Here is a 19,297-nt window from a genome sequence, read left to right as displayed (position 1 = left end):
AAGAAAAATTAAAGATAAATCACATCTTATGCAGTCCAGAATAAAGTGGCGATATTTATCGACTTATTATTCACTCAACTCCAATTGCATTGACTGAATCGATTCAAGTGACTCCGAGCTGATGTATGTCACACAAGAAAACGCCTTCGTCTGTAACTCCTCTAGCCTGGACTGAAGTGTACGAATTCTATTCAAATTTTCCTTGGAATAATTTCTTCGCCGCAAGGTTTTCAAGTTTAGATGGATGATAAAAATCGATGACATCACACCGGACATAGCAGCGCTAATCGCCACTCCGGAATCTCCACGTATTGCGTGCCAGCCATGCTCAAACATCGTCACCCCATACTCCATTAAAGATAATGACGATTCCGCAACCTCAAAGGTATAATCTGTGGCCACCTGCAAAAGATCCAATGACTCTCTTGCGAACTTGGATCTTTCATTGGCGTCAACTGACTTATCACGCAAAACCCTAAGGTTTACTACCGTCTCAAAATCTCTTGCGTCTTTTTCAAATAGATCTCTTAGCTTTGGCTCTATCTCTTCCTTAACTCTACTTAAGACAAAAGAAAATTCTTTATGGAATTTTGAGCATTCACTCTTTCTGAGGCTAATATCACAAACTGTGATTATCATTTTTGATGCCAGAAGCCCCAGAAGGGCGGCGGCACTACCCGATCCGGGCGAAGCTCTTCCCGCCCCAAAGTCATTCAGCAATTGATTAGCTGGCCTAGCAAGAATTTCTTGCCCCTTTAACGCTTGTATTTCTTGTTGTTTCAATGCTACGTCCAAAATTAACTAAATAACGGGCTAGCCCCTTTTTTGCTCAAAGAGAAAATCTTTCCAGCAAAACTCACAAAGAATCTCCATGGGTACCATTACATCGACCTGTACCGGCAATTTGGTATAACTTTCTCCAGCCCAACTTATAATATGCATTTCATTTTCCATATTGGGCGTTCGATAGTATTTAAATAACCTTTAAAGTCAATGACTTAGATTGTTACCCATCATTTCTATAAATATATTGATCGAACTTCGGATTCCCTCGATCCATTAATAAGCTGCTCAAACACAAAAAAAGCGAGCCTCAATTGAGGCTCGCTTTTTCGACCTTCAAAGTCAGCTTAGACAGCTATTAGCGGCTTCTGCCACTAGGCAGACTAGCAGCAATCGCCGGGCACCCGCACCCACCCTTCCATCAGAATCCGCGCACTGCGGCTCATGATGGCCTTGGTGGCGGTCCACTCACCGTTGGCAATTTCCGCTTCCGCACCAACACGCAAGGTGCCGGATGGATGGCCAAAGTTCACCACGCTGCGCTCCCCTCCCCCCGCAGCCAGATTGACCAGGGTGCCGGGAATGGCGGCGGCGGTGCCGATGGCCACCGCAGCGGTGCCCATCATGGCGTGGTGCAGTTTGCCCATGGAGAGCGCCCGCACCAGCAGGTCGATTTCACCTGCGTCCACTTGCTTGCCACTGGAAGCCACATAGCCCTTGGGTGCCGCGACGAACGCGACCTTCGGGGTATGCTGGCGAGCGGCTGCCTCTTCCACCGTTGCGATCAGGCCCATTTGCACCGCGCCATGGGCGCGGATGGTTTCGAACATGGCCAGCGCCTTGTCGTCACCGTTGATGGCTTCCTGCAGTTCGGTGCCGGTGTAACCGATATCCGCGGCGTTGACGAAAATGGTCGGGATGCCGGCGTTGATCATGGTGGCTTTCAGGGTGCCGACGCCGGGCACCTCCAAATCGTCCACCAGGTTGCCGGTGGGGAACATAGCCCCTTCCCCATCCGCCGGGTCCATGAATTCGATCTGCACTTCCGCCGCCGGGAAGGTGACGCCGTCCAGCTCGAAATCACCGGTCTCCTGCACTTCCCCATTGGTGATGGGTACGTGGGCGATGATGGTTTTCTTGATGTTGGCCTGCCAGATGCGCACGGTGCAGATGCCGTTCTCTGGAACGCGTGCCGCATCCACAAAACCGCTGTTGATGGCGAAGGCACCGACGGCGGCGGTGAGGTTGCCGCAGTTGCCGGACCAGTCCACGAACGGCTTGTCGATGGAGACCTGGCCGAACAGGTAATCCACGTCGTGCTCTGGCTGCTCGCTCTTCGACAGGATGACGGTTTTGCTGGTGCTGGAGGTGGCTCCGCCCATGCCGTCGGTCTGCTTGCCGTAGGGATCGGGGCTGCCGATCACCCGCAGCAGGAAGTTGTCGCGCGCGGCGCCCGGAACCTGTGCGGATTCCGGGAGGTCCTGCAGACGGAAGAACACACCCTTGCTGGTGCCGCCACGCATGTAGGTGGCGGGCACTTTGATTTGTGGTGCAAAAGTCATGATCAGGCTGTTGCCTCCGCTTCGAGGAAGTCCTTGGCGAAGCGCTGCAGTACACCGCCGGCCTCGTAGATGGAAACTTCTTCGGCGGTATCCAGGCGGCATTTCACCGGCACTTCTACGGTTTCACCATCCTTGCGGTGGATCAGCAGGGTCAGGGTTGCGCCCGGGGTGCGCTCGCCGACCACGTCATAGGTTTCGGTGCCGTCGATGCCGAGGGTCGTGCGGGTGGTGCCCGGCAGGAACTCCAGCGGCAGCACGCCCATGCCGATCAGGTTGGTGCGGTGAATACGCTCGAAGCCTTCCGCCACGATCGCTTCCACACCGGCGAGGCGCACGCCCTTGGCGGCCCAGTCGCGCGAGGAACCCTGGCCGTAGTCGGCGCCTGCGATAATGATCAGCGGCTGTTTGCGGTCCATGTAGGTTTCGATGGCTTCCCACATGCGGGTGACCTGGCCTTCCGGCTCGACGCGGGCCAGCGAGCCCTGCTTCACTTCACCGTTTTCGTTGCGCACCATTTCGTTTAACAGCTTCGGGTTGGCGAAGGTGGCGCGCTGGGCGGTGAGGTGATCGCCGCGGTGAGTGGCGTAGGAGTTGAAGTCCTCTTCCGGCAGGCCCATTTTCGCCAGGTATTCACCGGCGGCACTGCTGGCCAGGATCGCGTTGGACGGCGACAGGTGGTCGGTGGTGATGTTGTCACCCAGCACCGCCAGCGGGCGCATGCCCTTCAGCGCACGCTCACCGGCCAGCGCGCCTTCCCAGTACGGCGGGCGGCGGATGTAGGTGCTCTGTGGGCGCCAGTTGTACAGCGGGTCGCCCTTCTCAGATTCGGCCTTGGCCAAATCGAACATCGGGATGTAGACCTCGCGGAACTGCTCGGGCTTGACGCTCTGTTTGACGATCGCGTCGATCTCTTCGTCGCTCGGCCAGATATCTTTCAGGGTGACCGGGTTGCCGTCTTTGTCGTAACCCAGGGTGTCCTTCTCGATATCGAAGCGGATGGTACCGGCGATGGAGTACGCAACGACCAAGGGCGGCGAAGCCAGGAACGCCTGCTTGGCGTAGGGGTGGATACGGCCGTCGAAGTTGCGGTTGCCGGACAGTACGGCGGTGGCGTACAGGTCGCGGTCGATCACTTCTTTCTGGATGACCGGGTCCAGTGCGCCACTCATGCCGTTACAGGTGGTGCAGGCAAACGCGACCACGTCGAAGCCCAGTTGCTGCAGTTCCGGCAGCAGGTCGGCTTCTTCCAGGTACATTTTTACGGTTTTGGAACCCGGAGCCAGGGAGGTTTTCACCCACGGCTTGCGGGTCAGGCCGAGCTTGTTGGCGTTGCGCGCGATCAGGCCCGCGGCAATCATGTTGCGCGGGTTGCTGGTGTTGGTGCAGCTGGTGATCGCGGCAATGATCACCGCACCGTCGGGCATCAGGCCCTCTTCTTCTTTCCACTCTTTGGCGATGCCGCGGTTCGCCAGTTCGGACACCGGCAGCAGTGCGTGCGGGTTGGACGGGCCGGCCAGGTTGCGGGTAACGGAAGACAGGTCGAACTTGAGCACGCGCTCGTATTCGGCGTCTTTCAAAGAGTCCGCCCACAGGCCGGTTTCTTTCGCGAATTTTTCTACCAAGGCTACCTGCGCGTCGTCGCGGCCGGTGAGCTTCAGGTAGTCGATGGTCTGCTCGTCGATGGCGAACATGCCGGCGGTGGCGCCGTATTCGGGCGTCATGTTGGCGATGGTGGCGCGGTCTCCCAGGCTCAGGCTGGAGGCGCCTTCGCCGTAGAATTCGAGATACGCACCCACCACGCGCTCGCGGCGCAGGAATTCGGTCAACGCCAGCACCATGTCGGTACCGGTGATGCCGGGCTGCAGTTTGCCGGTCAGCTCGACGCCGACGATGTCGGGCAAGCGCATGTAGGAGGCGCGGCCGAGCATAACGCTTTCGGCTTCAAGGCCGCCCACGCCCACGGAAATTACGCCGAGCGCATCCACCATCGGGGTGTGGCTGTCGGTGCCGACGCAGGTATCCGGGAAGGCCACACCGTTTTTCACCTGCACCACCGGAGACATTTTCTCCAGGTTGATCTGGTGCATGATGCCGTTGCCGGGCGGGATTACGTCGACGTTTTCAAACGCGGTTTTGGTCCAGTTGATGAAGTGGAAGCGGTCTTCGTTGCGGCGCTCTTCCACTTCGCGGTTTTTTTCAAACGCGTTTTTTTCAAAACCGGGGTGTTCGACGGCCAGGGAGTGGTCGACGATCAGCTGGGTGGGCACGACCGGGTTTACTTTGGCGGGATCACCGCCCTGGTCTGCGATGGCGTCGCGCAGGCCGGCGAGATCCACCAGCGCGGTCTGGCCGAGAATATCGTGGCAGACGACGCGTGCGGGGAACCAGGGGAAGTCCAGGTCGCGCTTGCGTTCGATGATCTGCTTGAGGGATTCGGTGAGTTTTTCCGGCTCACAGCGGCGCACCAGGTTTTCGGCGAGGATGCGCGAGGTGTACGGCAGTTTTTCATAGCTACCCGGCTGGATTTTTTCGACTGCTTCGCGCGTGTCGAAATAATCGAGATCGGTGCCGGGGAGTTTTTTGCGGTATTCGGTGTTCATTTCTCAGGTCACGCAGTCGGATCGTTGAGTGGCGGTGCTGCTGCCGGGGTCCCCTTTGCAGGACACGCCGTGAACCCATCCATGGGGGCTTGTCCGCGAGATCCCTCTCGCAGACAGTCCTGCAAAGGGGACCCCGGCATCAGCGCCTTCGCATCGTGTTTCGTAGTTCCGATCGTATTAACGTTCGGAAATGGGGGTCACTTTGCGCAGTTCGGGGCCAATATATTCCGCGCTCGGGCGGATGATGCGGTTGTCTGCGCGCTGTTCAAACACGTGGGCGGCCCAGCCGGTTACGCGGGACATTACGAAGATCGGCGTAAACAGTTTGGTGGGGATGCCCATGAAGTGATACGCGGAAGCGTGGAAGAAGTCGGCGTTACAGAACAGCTTCTTCTCGCGCCACATGACTTCTTCGCAGCGTACGGAAACTGGGTACAGCACGGTGTCGCCCACGTCGGCGGCCAGTTTTTCAGACCACTGCTTGATGATGGCGTTGCGCGGGTCGGATTCGGTGTATACCGCGTGGCCGAAGCCCATGATTTTTTCTTTGCGCTCGAGCATGCCCAGCAGTTCTTTTTCCGCTTCGTCGGCGGAAGAGAAACGTTCGATGAGTTCCATCGCCGCTTCGTTGGCGCCGCCGTGCAGCGGGCCGCGCAGGGAGCCGATGGCGCCGGTGATGCAGCTGAACAGGTCAGACAGGGTGGAGGCACATACGCGCGCGGTGAAGGTGGAGGCGTTGAACTCGTGCTCTGCGTACAGGATCAGGGACACATTCATTACCTGTGCGTGCAGGTCGTTCGGCTTCTCGTCGCGCAGCATGTGCAGGAAGTGGCCGCCGATGGAATCGTCATCGGTTTCGGTTTCGATGCGCACGCCGTCGTGGGTGAAGCGGTACCAGTAACAGATGATGGACGGGAATGCGGCCAGCAGGCGGTTGGCGCGATCCTGTTGCTGGGCGAAGGACTCTTCGCCTTCCAGGTTGCCCAGCATGGAGCAGCCGGTGCGCATGACATCCATCGGGTGTGCGTCGGCGGGGATGCGCTCGAGCACTTCGCGCAGCGCCAGCGGCAGGCCGCGCATGGTTTTCAGGATGCCTTTGTAGTCCGCCAGCTGGGCGGTGGTGGGCAGTTCGCCGTTGAAAATCAGGTACGCAACTTCTTCGAACTCGCAGTTTTCTGCCAGGTCTTTGACGTCGTAGCCGCAGTAAGTGAGGCCGGAGCCGGATACGCCTACGGTGGAAAGTGCGGTTTTACCAGCTACCTGGCCGCGCAGGCCTGCTCCGCCAACTTTTTTCTCTGCCATCTCTAATTCCCCTTTCGATTTAAGTTTTTACTTCGTCATGCCGGACCTGATCCGGCATCCAGTGCGGAGGTTTTGATTGCCTCCGGACTGGATCCCGGCATTCGCCGGGATGACGGTGGGTGGAACAAATACTTCTAAATCTTTTACTTCTTGAACAGCGCGTCGAGCTTGTCTTCAAACTCGTGGTAGTTCAGGTAGTCGTACAGTTCTGCGCGGGTCTGCATGGTGTCTACCACTGCTTGCTGGTCGCCATTGGCCAGAATGCTGGTATAGACGTTTTCCGCGGCTTTGTTCATGGCGCGGAATGCAGACAGCGGGTACAGCACCATATCGGCACCGGATTCCGCGAGTTCAGCCTTGTTGTACAGCTTGGTTTTGCCGAACTCGGTGATGTTGGCAAGGATTGGTACATTCAGTGCGTCTTTGAACGCGCGGTAGTGTTCCAGTTCGGTCACGGCTTCGGCGAAGATGCCGTCGGCGCCGGCTTCGATACACGCCTGGGCGCGCTCGATGGCGGCTTCCAGACCTTCCTGTGCGAAGGCGTCGGTGCGGGCCATGATGAAGAAGTCATCGTCGGTGCGCGCGTCTACCGCAGCCTTGATGCGGTCAACCATTTCCTCTTTGGAAACGATCTCTTTGTTCGGGCGGTGGCCGCAGCGCTTCTGCGCTACCTGGTCTTCGATGTGCACGGCAGCGGCGCCGGCGCGGATCATCTCCTTGATGGTACGGGCGATGTTGAACGCACCACCCCAGCCGGTATCGATATCCACCAGCAGCGGCAGGCTGGTGGCGGCAGTAATGCGGCGCACGTCTTCCAGCACGTTATCGAGGCTGGTCATGCCCAGGTCCGGCAGGCCGTAGGAGGCATTGGCAACGCCAGCACCGGAGAGGTAGATCGCCTGGTGGCCGATGCGCTCGGCCATGATCGCGGTGTAGGCGTTGATAGTGCCCACTACCTGCAGCGGCTGGTTTTCTTTCAGAGCCAGGCGGAAGCGTGCGCCGGCGGATTCAGGTCTGCTCATGGATTGCCCCTGTTTCTCGATTTAATCGGTGTTGGTAAGTTTCTTTTCGATGTTCGTGCGCGACGCGCGGATATGGCGCCGCATCAGAATTTCTGCCAGCTCACCGTCGCCGGCTTCGATGGCGTCGATGATGTGGCTGTGCTCGCGGAAGGCGCGATGCGCGCGCGGGCTCGCCATACCCAGCTGGTAGCGATACATACGCACGCGGTAATAGAGTCGGTTGCAGAGGGTGTCGATCAGCAGGTCGTTGTTGGAGGCCTGCACGATGCGGAAGTGGAAATCGAAATCCCCTTCCGGCTGGAAATAGGCGGTGCCCGCCTGCAGCTCTTCCTGCTGTTCGTGGCGGTGCAGCATCTGCCTCAGCTCAACCAGGTCTTCTTCCGAGCGGTTCTGTGCCGCCAGACGGCAGGCCATGCCTTCGAGGGCTTCGCGCACGTCGTAGAGTTCCAGCAGACCGCGCTCGGTGAGATCCACTACGCGGGCGCCCACATTGACCTTACGCTCCAGCAGCCCGAGGGATTCCAGGCGCATCAGCGCCTCGCGCAGGCTGCCGCGGCTGGCGTCGAAGCGGCGGGCCAGTTCCGGCTCGCTGATCTTGCTGCCGGCGGGCATGCGCCCTTCGACGATGTCTTTGCGCAGGGAATAGAACAGGCGGTCCGCCAGGCTCTGGGAGCCGCGGGTGCCCATGGGCGTGTCCGCCCCGTCTGCCGCCAAATGTGTGAGTGCGGTGTTGGAATCCATCGCCATCTGCCCCACCGTGATGATTTGTCGACATCCTTTCTGGATTGTCGACAATTTATAGGTTGCAGAAGCTTAAATGGCCATTTTTTCAGCGTCAACCGCTATTTATGTCAACACATTGACATTCTGTGACTAAAAAAGTGCGCTGTGCACCGGGCTTTGCACCGGAGCTGTGCAATTTCGCCGGAGCTTTACGCGCAAAACACGGTCTCAGGGTCGCTGGTTACAGGGGATAAAATGACCAATCCTGCAGGGGTGATGAGAATGGTAGTCTTGAAATTGTGATGTAGGCATAATAGCGCCCGCGCTGTCCTTCGGTCGCCGGCGCACACGCAATGCCGTCAGGTCACTCTATCCTTATGTGGCCGATCTTCTTACAAGGTAGAAGGCGGCATAACCGAACGGTTTCCGCAACGACAATGACAAATCGAGAGTAGTGAGCAGATTTGAATCATGCCTAAGAGTGTTATCAGGCGCTGGCTGCCAACTCCCGAACAAGTGCGTGCCAACAACGGCCTGAAATTTCTTGGCAAACTGCTGCACGACCCCAACCTGTTCCACCTGAACCGCCATTCGGTGTCGGTGGCCTTCGCCGTGGGCATTTTCACCAGTTTCCTTCCCCTGCCCGGCCAGATGCTTATCGCCGCTGTGCTCGCCCTCTGGTTCCGCTGCAACCTGCCGCTGTCGATGGCACTGGTGTGGATCAGCAACCCTGTCACCATGCCGGCGATTTTCTACAGCACCTACAAACTGGGCGCCTGGATACTGGGTACACCGCCGATCCCGTTCAAAATCGAGCTGTCGTGGGAATGGCTTACTGAAGAAGTGGGAAGGATCTGGCTGCCGCTGTTTTCCGGCTCACTGATCAGCGGGATTTTCTTCGCCACCGTCGCCTACTTTGCCATGCAGGCCATCTGGCGCTGGCATGTGGTGAAACGCTGGAAAGCGCGACTGGAATTGCGCAAAGCGCAGATCGAACAGCGGAGTTGATCCGCCCTCACCGATTCGTCATCCCGCTCCCCTTTGTCATCCCGGACTTGATCCGGGATCCAGCCTAAGTCCAAACAATGCACGTTGAACCATTGGATGCCGGATCAAGTCCGGCATGACGGGGGCGGCGTTTAGAAGTCCTGGCGCAGTGCCGCGGCTGGTTGCACACGGCTCGCCTGCAACGCGGGGTACAGCGTGGCAAGCAGGCTCAGCAGGAACCCTGCCCCCACCACCAGCGCCACATCGCCCCACTGCAGTTCAGACGGCAGATAGTCCACCGGATAGACATCGGACTTGAGAAACTGGATACCGAACAGGGATTCGAGGCCGGATACCGCATCGGTCACCAGCAGCGAGCCGATCACCCCGAGCAATCCGCCCACCAGTACACCGACAAGGCCGACCAGTGCCCCCTGGCTGACAAACGTCAGCAGGATTTCCCGGGTACTCGCACCCATGGTGCGCAGGATGGCGATATCGCCGTGTTTGTCGATTACCACCATCACCAGTGTCGACACCACATTGAACGCGGCGATGGCGATGATCAGGAACACCAGCAGGCTGACCAGGTTGCGCGACATCTGGATCGCCTGGTACAGGTTGCCGTGGGTACCGGTCCAGTCGTTGCCGTAGAAACCTTCCACCGGCAGCTGGCGCAGCAGGTTCTGGAACACGGCGAACGAGTTCAGCATATTCTTCACGCGCATCTGCACGCCGGCGCCACCGGCGCCGCCCGCCAGTGCCTTGGCCTGCGCCCAGTCCACCAGCGCGAGGGAGTGATCCAGCGCGGTGCCGGAGTGGAAAATATCCACTACCTTGAAGCCCGCCAGCTGCGCCGCGGTGCGGCCGCCGGATTCGCTGTTGCCGCTCTGCGGCACGATGATGGAGAGCTGGTCGCCGACGGCGATTTCCAGCTTGTCGGCAATGCCTTTGCCGAGAATGATGCCGGGTTCTGCGGGATCGCTGGTGAGCGCGGCAAAACTGCCGGGCTGCAGGAATTCTCCGATGGTCGAAACATTGACGATGGTTTCCGGGTTCACGCCCTGCACCAGCAGCGGTGACACGTCGAGGCCGTTGCGCGCGAGGCCGTTGACCTGCCACACCTCTGCCGCCGCGGTTACGCCATCTGCCGCGGCGACCTGGTTGCGCACGTCAGTCCAGTCGATTTCCGGGCTCGCGTTGTAGACGGTGGCGTGGGGCATGATGCCGAGAATACGCTCGCGCAGTTCGCGGTCGAAACCGTTCATCACCGACATCACCACGATCATCAGCGCCACACCCAGGATCAGGCCGATCATGGACAAGCCAGAGATGAACGACACCAGCCCGGCAGAGTCATTGCCGCCGCGCTGGGCGCCCGCGTAGCGCAGGCCGATAAAGGCGGGTAGCGGCCTAAACATGGTTGCCCTGCTGCCAGCCTTCCACCAGCTGGCCGTCGACGAGATGCAGGCAGCGGTCCAGCGCACCGGCGAGATCCGGGTCGTGGGTCACGATCACGAAGCTGATACCGGTTTCGTCGTTGAGGCGGTCCATCAACCGGTGAATTTCATGGGCGGTTGCCCGGTCCAGGTTGCCGGTGGGTTCATCCATCAGCACACAGGCCGGACGGGCTACCAGCGCGCGGGCGATGGCGACTCTTTGACGCTCACCACCGGAAAGCTGTGCCGGCTTGTGATCCAGGCGCTGGCCGAGGCCAACGGCCTCCAGCATGTCCCGCGCTTGCGCGCGGGATTCCGCCACCGAGCGCTTGCCAATCAGCAGCGGCATGGCGACGTTTTCCAGCGCGGTGAATTCGTTCAACAGATGGTGAAACTGGTACACAAACCCGAGGCTGCTGTTGCGCAGCCATCCGCGCTCGTTGGCGTTGAGGGTTGCCAGGTTCTGACCGCCTACCCAGACCTCCCCGGTGCTGGGCGTATCCAGCCCGCCGAGCAGGTTCAACAGGGTGGATTTACCGGAACCGGAGGCACCGACAATCGCCAACCGTTCCCCTTTCGGCACCTGTAATTCCACACCGCGCAGTACGTGCAATTCGTTGGCACCCTGGCGGTAGACTTTGGTGAGGTCGTGACAGGCCAGTACAACTTCCGCGGTGGCCTGTGGGCGTGACTCTTCGGGATGGATTTCCACTTGGCTATTCATCTGATTATTGGTTACTCGTATCGCAGTGCTTCCGCCGGTGCAATCTGCGCTGCGCGCCAGGCGGGAAACAGGGTGGCCAGCAGGCTCATAATAATCGCCGCGCTCAATACCAGGACCGCATCGGCGGCGCGGAATTCGGACGGCAGAAAACTGACAAAGAACACCCGGGGATCAAAAATCTTCGCGCCGACCACCTGCTCGATCCAGGACACCAGATCAGTGAGGTTCAGTGCGATCAGCGTGCCCAGTAAACCGCCGATCACCGCACCGAGAATACCAATGGCACTGCCCTGCACCACGAATACCGCCATGATCTGACGTGAGGTGAGGCCCAGGGTGCGCAGCACCGCGATATCCGAGCGTTTGTCCGCCACCATCAACACCAGTGCGGAAACAATATTGAACGCGGCGACCGCCACAATGATCATCAGCATCAGGGTGACGACGGTTTTCTCCATCTTCACTGCCTGGAACAGGCTGCCCTGGGAGCGGCTCCAGTCTTCACCGGTAAACCCCTCACCCAGCGCCGAGGCGTAGCCCTCGACAGCGCCGAGGGCATTGTTCATGTCGTCAAACTTGAGCTGCAGCCCCTGCACCTTGCCGGGCATGCGCAGCAGGCGCGCGGCATCGTCGAGATGCATCAGCGCCATGTTCTGGTCCACCTGTGCACCCACGGAGAAAATACCGGCCACGGTGAAACGCTTGGTGCGGGGAAATATACCGGCGGGGGTGATGGTGACTTCCGGCAGGGTCAGGATCACGCTGTCGCCGGGGATGACCCCTAACTGACGCGCCAGGATACGCCCGAGGACGATGTTGTAACTGCGCGACTGCAGGCCATCCAGGCTGCCCATCAGCATATGCTCGCCTACCGATGACACATCGCGCAGCGCCTGTGGGTCGACACCCTGGAATTCCACGCCGTGGGACTGGTTATTCGCGCCCAGCAGCGCAAAGCCGCGCACAAAAGGACTGGCGGCGAGCACATGGGGTTGCTGGCGCAGGGACTCTGCGGCGGCGGCCCAATCCTCCAGGCCTTCCTTGTTTTCCACGAATCCGTGCGGTACCACCGACAGGATGCGGGTCTTCAGCTCGCGATCAAACCCGTTCATCACCGAGGTCACCACGATCAATGCAAATACACCCAGTGCCATGCCCAGCAGGGAGAAACCATTGATAAAGGAGATGAACTGCTGCCGGCGGCGGGCGGCCACGTAACGCAGGCCAATATAGAGGGGTACAGGTTTTATCATGGGGCTGATTTAAGCGGAAAAACGCCAAGAAATCCAAGTATTTACGCACGTTGCGGCAACAGCATGAATCTTTTGACAGCCAGACTCAGCGCGGATTCCATTTGATCAGCTTTTCGTTCAAAAGCTTCAGCTTCGCCTCATCCCACCCCTGTGGTGCCACCAGCTGATGCCAGGCGTGGACATAGTCTGCCGGCGCATAGCTGTGCCCGAAGCCCATGGGCGCAATGCCCGCGTGCATATCCATCGCCAGCTGCAACATGGTCACAATCGGGTACCACTGCAGATCCGGGGATACGTCGGGGGCACGCGGCTTTGCCATCCAGGCCGGCTTCCGGTAGGCCGCCTCCGGTTCAAAAAATACGATGGGATCACTGCCGTGCTGCAAGTAGGCAAGACGGAAGTCTCCCCAGGGAGCACTGCCGGTTTCATAACCGCCAAAATGATTGCCGAAGCGCACCACCGCGCCATCGCGAAACAGGGGCAACCAGGCCGGTGAACCCGCGTCGCGGTCTTTGGTGACTTCGCGCCAGGTATCGCTGCGAAATGGCGGCCCCACCCACAGCGCTCCCTGGAACGGGTCGTTGATGATGTCGTAGAAGTCGAAGGAGCGGTCCGAGTTGAGCGCACCCAGACTCAGCCCAAACAGATACAGCTTGGGCCTGGTCTCCCGTGGCAGCGTATTCCAGTGACCGTAGACCGTCTGGAACAGCGCCTGGGCGGTTTCCCGGCCATAGGCATCCTCGGTCATCAGCGCGATCGGACTCGGCAGGTATGAGTACTGCGCAGCGACGCTCGCGACATCGCCCCCCAGCAGGTATTCGATCGAATTGATTGCACCGGGGTCCACCCAACCGGTACCCGTCGGGGTGATCAGAATCAGGTAGGGACGCTCGAAGCCCCCTACTCGCTTCAGCTCTTTCAAGGCGAGCTCTGCTCGCTCCGCCGGCGTCTCTGCGGCATTCAGGCCGACGTACACGCGAATCGGGTCTTTCGCTCTGCCGGTCACCTCAGCGATGTCCTTGGCTTTGGGGCCGAGGATCAGGTAGCGCCGCCCCTGGTGCCCCATGTCCTGCCAGCGCACCAGCGACTCGGCGCTCCCGGGGATCATCGGATCAGAGGGCTCCTCCATATCCGGCGCAATCCTGGCGTCGAGCTGCTGGTAGATACGGTCTACACGCTTTAATGCCGCGGTGAGAATCACATCGTTGAACCCGGCCCAGAACAGGGCCACCGCCGCCAGCAGCCCCAACAGTATGGAGAGTCGGCGCGGCGCGCGGCGCTCTAGTTTGCCCGACAGAAAGTTAAACACCCGCCGGAACAATTTGGCGATCGACAGCAGTACCAGGAACACCAGGGCCGAGACCAGCGCTATGGTCAACGGCCTGACTCCCGGTGCCTCCTCAAGCCCCATAAGACCGCGCACCGTGTTCTGCCAATTCGCCGCCTGCCAGAGAAACCCCAGCGCCAGCAGTACGCAGATTATGCTGGTGACCCAGCGCAGGATATTGCGGGGGCGCCCGTGTACCGCAGGCAATTCCAGGAACCGCCACAGCCAGGCGAGAAAGACACCCACGCCGTAGCCGGCCGCAAACGAAAAGCCGGAGATAACGCCCTGCACCACCCCTTCGCGGGGAATCAGCGAGGGGGTCAGGGAGAGCGCGAAAAAGGTGGTGCCGACCAGTAACCCGGCCGTGGAAAAAAAGTGCGCAAACCGCATTCGTGACTGCCCGAAGAGTCGTGTTCGAATTTCAGCCTAGCACAAGGATTCGCAGAGGCAGCGGGCACGGCATTTGCGTAAGCGAAAACGCTTCAATGAAAGGAAAAACGTGAAGAATGCCGCATGTTTCGGCAGAATATCTGCTTTAATGCCTGACAAATCGAATAATTCAACGGGAGAGCCCACATGTTCTCATCAGCAGCTCTGCGCAACCTGACACTGGCGGGCCTCGTCGGCATCGCTGTATTCACTACTGCCGCCCAGGCGGAGACCATCGAAGTGCCTGTGGGCAGCCAGGGCCAGGTCGCCGAGGCCTCCCACCTGCGCGGCAAGCGACAGGACCAGGTGAACCAGGAACTCGGCGAGCCCATTTCCATTCAGGGCCCGGTTGGGACACCCGCGATCACCCGCTGGGAGTATGCCGATTTCTTCGTTTACTTTGAGAACGACCGGGTTCTGCACACCGTGGCCAAACACCACGGTTAAGCCCACCGGCACTGTCCTTGCCCTAATAAAAAAGCGCGCTTATGCCGAATAAGCGCGCTTTTTTCGTCTCCAGGCCTGACCGCCAGCGGAACGCTGGAAATTCAGTAGAGAAATGTCGCCGTCCCGGTGGAAATCAATTCGTCGGTATCGTTGTACAGCTCCATCCGCGTAACCACCAACTTGTTCCCCACCCGCAACACGGAGCCGTGACAGATAAAGCTCTCGCCGCGTCCAGGTTTCAGGTAATCCACCCGCATATCCACCGTTCCCAGGCGGATCAGTCGCTGGATTTTTTCCTCCCAGTCGATGGCGCCGCCCATTCGATCATAGGCGGCCACCATGGCGGTGAGCCCGCCCACGGTGTCCAGCGCGGTGGCAATCACGCCGCCGTGCAGGATATTCTGGAAATGGTTGCCAATAAGCTGCGGCTTGCGGACAAACTTCGCGGACAGCGTCTGACTTTCCAGGTCGAAGTCGTGCAGTTTGAGACCGATCTCCTGAACAAAAGGGATATCGCTGAATATTCCCTCTACCAGTGAGCGGAATTCCGCGGGGGATGGCTCGCTCATAGTCGCGTGATCCGGTTCAGCCCGTCCAGTGCCGCAGTGCGGTATGCCTCTGCCATGGTCGGATAGTTGAAGGTCGTGTTCACAAAGAAATCGATCGAGTTGTTCGGTGCCGGCTGTTTCATGATGGCCTGGCCGATGTGCACGATCTCCGCCGCCTCGGCGCCGAAGCAGTGAATACCGAGAATCTCGCGGGTCTCGATGTGGAACAGGATCTTCAGCATGCCGACACGCTCGCCGGAAATCTGTGCCCGTGCGGTGTGCTTGAACAACGCGCGCCCAACCTCGTACGGCACCTTGGCCTTGGTCAGTTCGCTTTCGGTTTTGCCGACGGAAGAAATCTCCGGCAGGGTGTAAATCCCCGTCGGTGCATCCTCAATCACACGATGCTCGCGCCCGGCAATGGCTTCCGCGGCAGCGCGGCCCTGGTCGTAGGAAGCACTGGCCAGGCTCGGCCAGCCGATAACATCGCCCACCGCAAAAATATTTTCCACCGCGGTGCAGTAATGATCGTCCACCGCCAACTGGCCGCGGTGGTTGGCCTCGAGGCCGATATTTTCCAGGCCGAGTGAGCCGGTGTTGCCGGAACGGCCGTTACACCACAGCAGCGCATCGGCGGAAATCCGCTTGCCGGATTGCATTTCCATGGTCACGCCGCGATCGGTACCCACGACCCGCGCATACTCCTCGCGGTGACGAACGGTCACCCCCATATCCCGCAGGTGGTAGCTGAGTGCATCGGAAATTTCGTCGTCCAGGAATTCCAGCAGGTGGCCGCGGCTGTTAATCAGATCCACTTTCATACCGAGGGCGGCAAAGATGGAAGCGTATTCGCAGCCGATTACACCCGCACCGTAGATGATGATCGCCTGCGGCGTGTGCTCCATATCCAGGATGGTGTCGCTGTCGTAAATACGCGGGTGATTGAAATCGACATCCGCGGGGCGGTATGGACGCGAGCCAGTAGCGATGACGAATTTTTTCGCGGTGATGATTTCCGCCGCGCCGTCTGCCAGCTGCACAACCACGCTGTTGGCATCTTTGAACTGGGCATCACCGACAATCAGATCCACACGATTGCGCGCGTAAAAGCTGGTGTGCATTTCCACCTGATAGGAAATGACCTTGTTGACGGTCTCCATCACCTGCGGAAACGTCAGTCGACGCGGTTCGCCCAGAGCGCGGAATACCGGCTGGGTGTTGTAGCGCATCAGCTGCTTGACGGAATGACGCAGCGCCTTGGAAGGGATGGTGCCCTTGTGGGTACAGTTGCCGCCCACCGCCGGGCTGCGCTCAATCACCGCAGCCCGCAGACCTTTCTTGGCAGCACTCATGGCTGCAGCTTCGCCCGCAGGGCCAGAGCCAATCACCACCAGGTCGTATTTGGAATTTGCCATTGATCTACTGTCTTTTCTTTTATCAATAATTCAAACAGCGCTGCTCCATCAACAGCGCACTCAGTCATCACGGACTAGCTGTTCGGTACCCGTCTTTCATGGCTCCCGACACAGGCGCCCTAACTCATGACTCCTTACTCAGGAGTCCTTGCGGCTCGGCTTGCTCGCGTCGTAGGCTAGATCGCTGCCGGCAGCTTCTTTAGCCAGTGCCGCCTGACGCTGACGCTCCTGTTCTTTTTCACACTCCTGATCGTCACCGCCACAGATGTCGCAGTCCTTCTTCATGCCGATCTTGTTGAGGCCACCACAGGAGCCCTTGAGCGGTTTGTTCTGGACCATAGCGCCCAGTGCCATACCGGCCACGATAAGGATCATGGCAGCGAACGCAAGAATATAAATAGTCACGGTTACCTCCCCTGACATTCAGAGATAGGGTTTGAAGGCGGTGCTCGCACGCTCCTCAAACCCGGAATCGGTTTTTACCAACAGAAAAACCGCAAGCTGCTGCTCTTCTGCCAATTTTAACGCCGCATCTGCACCCATCACATTCAGTGCAGTGGCATAGCCATCGGCCTCGGCACAGGTGTCGGCGATTACGGTGACCGAAGCGAGCCGGTGCTCCACCGGTCTGCCGGTGCGCGGGTCCATGGTATGCACGTAGCGCTTGCCGTCCCGCTCGTAGTAATTGCGATAGTCACCGGACGTGGCGATGCCCTTGCCACTTACCTGGATCGGCTTCTGCACCACCTGCCCGGCGCTCGGCCTTTCGATACCCACGCGCCAGATAGCGCCTTGCGGATTAACTCCCGCGGTACGCAGCTCGCCGCCCACTTCCACCAGATAATTGGTGATGCCCTTGCCTTCAAGCAAATCGGCAATGCGGTCTACCCCATGGCCCTTGGCAATCGCGGAAAGGTCGATTTGTACCGAACGGGTTTTGCTGAGGCGATTACCGTCGAGCACCAGCGCATCGGACCCGATGACTTGCAGAAGTTCAGCGATTGCTTCGTCTGCAGGAATCTTTTCCGGTTCCGGCAGCGGCCCGAATCCCCACAGATTCACCAGCGGGCCGACGGTCACATCAAAAGCACCACCACTGTGCTGGTAGATCTGCAGTGAGCGTGCAATGACGTCGGCGAGATGTTGGGAAATTTCCACCACCTCACCCACCGGCGCCGCGTTGAAGCGCATCAGTTCCGAGTCGGGGATATACGTGGACATCTCCTGGTTTACCGCCGCCAGCTCTGCGTCGATCGCAGACTGCAGGTCAGCCTTGCGCAGCGCCGATGGCACATCCACCACGGTGATGTGGTATGCCGTACCCATGGTTGGGCCGGACAGTTTCCACGAGGTTTTCTCCGGCGTGCAGGACGCCAGAACAACCAAAGAGAGGATAAAAATAGAGCGCAGAGCGCGCTTAAACCGGGATGCCACAAACAAAAACAGGGCCGAATACATCGGCCCTGTTTTTGTGGATGCGTTAGCAAATCCAATCATGCGCGATCAGCCACCGAAGTCGTCGAGCAGGATGTTTTCATCCTCTACGCCGAGGTTCTTCAGCATGTTGATCACCGCTGCGTTCATCATGGGCGGTCCGCACATGTAGAACTCGCAGTCTTCCGGTGCCGGATGGTTCTTCAGGTAGTTCTCATACACTACGTTGTGAATGAAACCTGTGTAACCGGTCCAGTTGTCTTCCGGCTGCGGGTCAGACAGGGCAATGTGCCACTGGAAGTTATCGAACTCTGACTGCAGACCGTTGTAGTCGTCCTCGTAGAACATCTCGCGCAGAGAACGCGCACCGTACCAGAAGCTGATTTTGCGCTTGCTGTTCAGGCGTTTCAGCTGGTCGAAGATGTGAGAACGCATCGGCGCCATACCGGCACCACCACCGATGAAGACCATCTCGTTATCGGTATCCTTGGCGAAGAACTCACCGAAGGGACCGTAAACGCGCATTTTGTCGCCCGGCTTCAGGTTGAAGACGTAGGAAGACATCTGGCCCGGGGGGATACCCTCGGTGCGCGGTGGCGGAGTGGCGATACGGATGTTGAACTTAACAACGCCCTTCTCTTCCGGGTAGTTGGCCATTGAATAGGCGCGCACTACCGGCTCGGTCACCTTGGACTCCAGCTTGAAGAAGCCGAAGTGTTCCCAGTCACCACGGTACTCCGGCTGGATTTCGAAGTCGGAGAACTTCACATGGTGGGGCGGCGCTTCCAGCTGTACGTAACCGCCAGCGCGGAAGTCCACGTTTTCACCTTCTGGCAGACGCAGGGTCAGCTCTTTAATGAAGGTGGCCACGTTCGGGTTGGATTCCACAGTGCACTCCCACTGCTTCACACCAAACACTTCTTCCGGCACTTCGATTTTCATGTCCTGCTTAACAGCAACCTGACAGGACAGGCGCTTGCCAGCTTTGGCATCACGCGGGGTGAAGTGCGCAGCCTCGGTCGGCAGCATGTCGCCGCCACCCTCGAGAACCTTACATACGCACTGGGCGCAGCTGCCGCCGCCACCACAGGCAGATGCCAGGAACAGGTTGTTCGCAGCCAGGGTCTGCAGCAGTTTGCCACCCGCAGGAACGGTGAGAGTCTTCTCGCCGTTGACCACGATGTTGACGTCGCCGGTGTTCACCAGGCGCGAGCGGGCAACCAGGATGATGGCCACCAGCGCCAGCACGATCACGGTGAACATGCCTACGCCAAAATAAATATCCGTTAATTCCATGTTATT

General features: G+C 59.0%; 17 protein-coding genes. 2 read left to right on the top strand and 15 right to left on the bottom strand.

Annotated features, from left to right (window positions below; genetic code table 11):
- Positions 1-66: 66 nt before the first annotated feature.
- From R5R33_RS17460 to R5R33_RS17435, 6 genes are all read right to left on the bottom strand, one after another.
- A complete protein-coding gene (locus R5R33_RS17460) occupies positions 67-783 on the bottom strand; it encodes a cyclodeaminase/cyclohydrolase family protein (RefSeq protein ID WP_318953973.1) in 717 nt (238 codons plus the stop codon).
- 383 nt (positions 784-1,166) lie between these two features.
- Complete coding sequence (gene prpF, locus R5R33_RS17455) at positions 1,167-2,345, bottom strand: 2-methylaconitate cis-trans isomerase PrpF (protein WP_318953972.1); 1,179 nt, start codon at positions 2,343-2,345, stop codon at positions 1,167-1,169.
- 2 nt (positions 2,346-2,347) lie between these two features.
- Positions 2,348-4,945: a Fe/S-dependent 2-methylisocitrate dehydratase AcnD gene (acnD, locus tag R5R33_RS17450; RefSeq protein WP_318953971.1), complete on the bottom strand. Its 2,598-nt coding sequence runs from the start codon at positions 4,943-4,945 to the stop codon at positions 2,348-2,350.
- A gap of 177 nt (positions 4,946-5,122) precedes the next feature.
- The gene (gene prpC, locus R5R33_RS17445) at positions 5,123-6,247 is read right to left on the bottom strand and encodes a bifunctional 2-methylcitrate synthase/citrate synthase (protein ID WP_318953970.1); all 1,125 of its coding nucleotides are present in this window, start codon (positions 6,245-6,247) and stop codon (positions 5,123-5,125) included.
- A gap of 143 nt (positions 6,248-6,390) precedes the next feature.
- The gene (gene prpB, locus R5R33_RS17440) at positions 6,391-7,269 is read right to left on the bottom strand and encodes a methylisocitrate lyase (RefSeq protein WP_318953969.1); all 879 of its coding nucleotides are present in this window, start codon (positions 7,267-7,269) and stop codon (positions 6,391-6,393) included.
- 21 nt (positions 7,270-7,290) lie between these two features.
- Complete coding sequence (locus R5R33_RS17435) at positions 7,291-8,016, bottom strand: GntR family transcriptional regulator (protein ID WP_318953968.1); 726 nt, start codon at positions 8,014-8,016, stop codon at positions 7,291-7,293.
- A 447-nt stretch (positions 8,017-8,463) separates the two neighbouring features.
- Between R5R33_RS17435 and R5R33_RS17430 the strand changes: the two genes are divergently transcribed.
- Positions 8,464-9,000, top strand: a complete 537-nt coding sequence (locus R5R33_RS17430; protein ID WP_318953967.1) for a DUF2062 domain-containing protein — start codon at positions 8,464-8,466, stop codon at positions 8,998-9,000.
- A 131-nt stretch (positions 9,001-9,131) separates the two neighbouring features.
- Here R5R33_RS17430 and R5R33_RS17425 read toward each other — a convergent pair whose 3' ends face one another.
- The 4 genes from R5R33_RS17425 to R5R33_RS17410 all read right to left on the bottom strand — a co-directional run bounded on the left by R5R33_RS17425 (position 9,132) and on the right by R5R33_RS17410 (position 14,112).
- Complete coding sequence (locus R5R33_RS17425; protein ID WP_318953966.1) at positions 9,132-10,400, bottom strand: lipoprotein-releasing ABC transporter permease subunit; 1,269 nt, start codon at positions 10,398-10,400, stop codon at positions 9,132-9,134.
- Positions 10,393-11,142, bottom strand: a complete 750-nt coding sequence (gene lolD / locus R5R33_RS17420; protein WP_318953965.1) for a lipoprotein-releasing ABC transporter ATP-binding protein LolD — start codon at positions 11,140-11,142, stop codon at positions 10,393-10,395. The genes R5R33_RS17425 and lolD overlap by 8 nt, the downstream gene beginning before the upstream one ends.
- An 11-nt stretch (positions 11,143-11,153) precedes the next feature.
- On the bottom strand, positions 11,154-12,395 hold the full coding sequence (locus R5R33_RS17415; RefSeq protein WP_318953964.1) for a lipoprotein-releasing ABC transporter permease subunit: 1,242 nt from the start codon (positions 12,393-12,395) through the stop codon (positions 11,154-11,156).
- A gap of 85 nt (positions 12,396-12,480) precedes the next feature.
- Positions 12,481-14,112: an alpha/beta hydrolase gene (locus R5R33_RS17410; RefSeq protein WP_318953963.1), complete on the bottom strand. Its 1,632-nt coding sequence runs from the start codon at positions 14,110-14,112 to the stop codon at positions 12,481-12,483.
- A gap of 186 nt (positions 14,113-14,298) precedes the next feature.
- Between R5R33_RS17410 and R5R33_RS17405 the strand changes: the two genes are divergently transcribed.
- Entirely contained in the window at positions 14,299-14,598 is a 300-nt protein-coding gene (locus R5R33_RS17405) for a hypothetical protein (RefSeq protein ID WP_318953962.1), read from the top strand.
- Positions 14,599-14,699: 101 nt separating this feature from the next.
- Here the strand turns inward: R5R33_RS17405 and R5R33_RS17400 are convergent, their stop codons facing one another.
- From R5R33_RS17400 to nqrF, 5 genes are all read right to left on the bottom strand, one after another.
- The gene (locus R5R33_RS17400) at positions 14,700-15,167 is read right to left on the bottom strand and encodes a thioesterase family protein (RefSeq protein WP_318953961.1); all 468 of its coding nucleotides are present in this window, start codon (positions 15,165-15,167) and stop codon (positions 14,700-14,702) included.
- The gene (gene sthA / locus R5R33_RS17395; protein ID WP_318953960.1) at positions 15,164-16,561 is read right to left on the bottom strand and encodes a Si-specific NAD(P)(+) transhydrogenase; all 1,398 of its coding nucleotides are present in this window, start codon (positions 16,559-16,561) and stop codon (positions 15,164-15,166) included. The genes R5R33_RS17400 and sthA overlap by 4 nt, the downstream gene beginning before the upstream one ends.
- Before the next feature lie 138 nt (positions 16,562-16,699).
- The gene (gene nqrM / locus R5R33_RS17390) at positions 16,700-16,966 is read right to left on the bottom strand and encodes a (Na+)-NQR maturation NqrM (protein ID WP_318953959.1); all 267 of its coding nucleotides are present in this window, start codon (positions 16,964-16,966) and stop codon (positions 16,700-16,702) included.
- 18 nt (positions 16,967-16,984) lie between these two features.
- Positions 16,985-17,887 carry an FAD:protein FMN transferase gene (locus tag R5R33_RS17385; protein WP_318953958.1) on the bottom strand — a complete coding sequence of 301 codons (903 nt, stop codon included), beginning with the start codon at positions 17,885-17,887 and terminating at the stop codon, positions 16,985-16,987.
- A 177-nt stretch (positions 17,888-18,064) separates the two neighbouring features.
- Positions 18,065-19,291 (bottom strand): NADH:ubiquinone reductase (Na(+)-transporting) subunit F, encoded by a 1,227-nt coding sequence (nqrF, locus tag R5R33_RS17380; RefSeq protein ID WP_318953957.1) that lies wholly within the window; start codon positions 19,289-19,291, stop codon positions 18,065-18,067.
- Between the last annotated feature and the right edge of the window lie 6 nt (positions 19,292-19,297).

Origin of the sequence: Microbulbifer pacificus (assembly GCF_033723955.1) — a bacterium.
GTDB classification, from domain to species: Bacteria; Pseudomonadota; Gammaproteobacteria; order Pseudomonadales; family Cellvibrionaceae; genus Microbulbifer; species Microbulbifer pacificus.
Note: the sequence above shows the minus strand (reverse complement) of the source record. Positions and strands in the feature narration are given on the sequence as shown.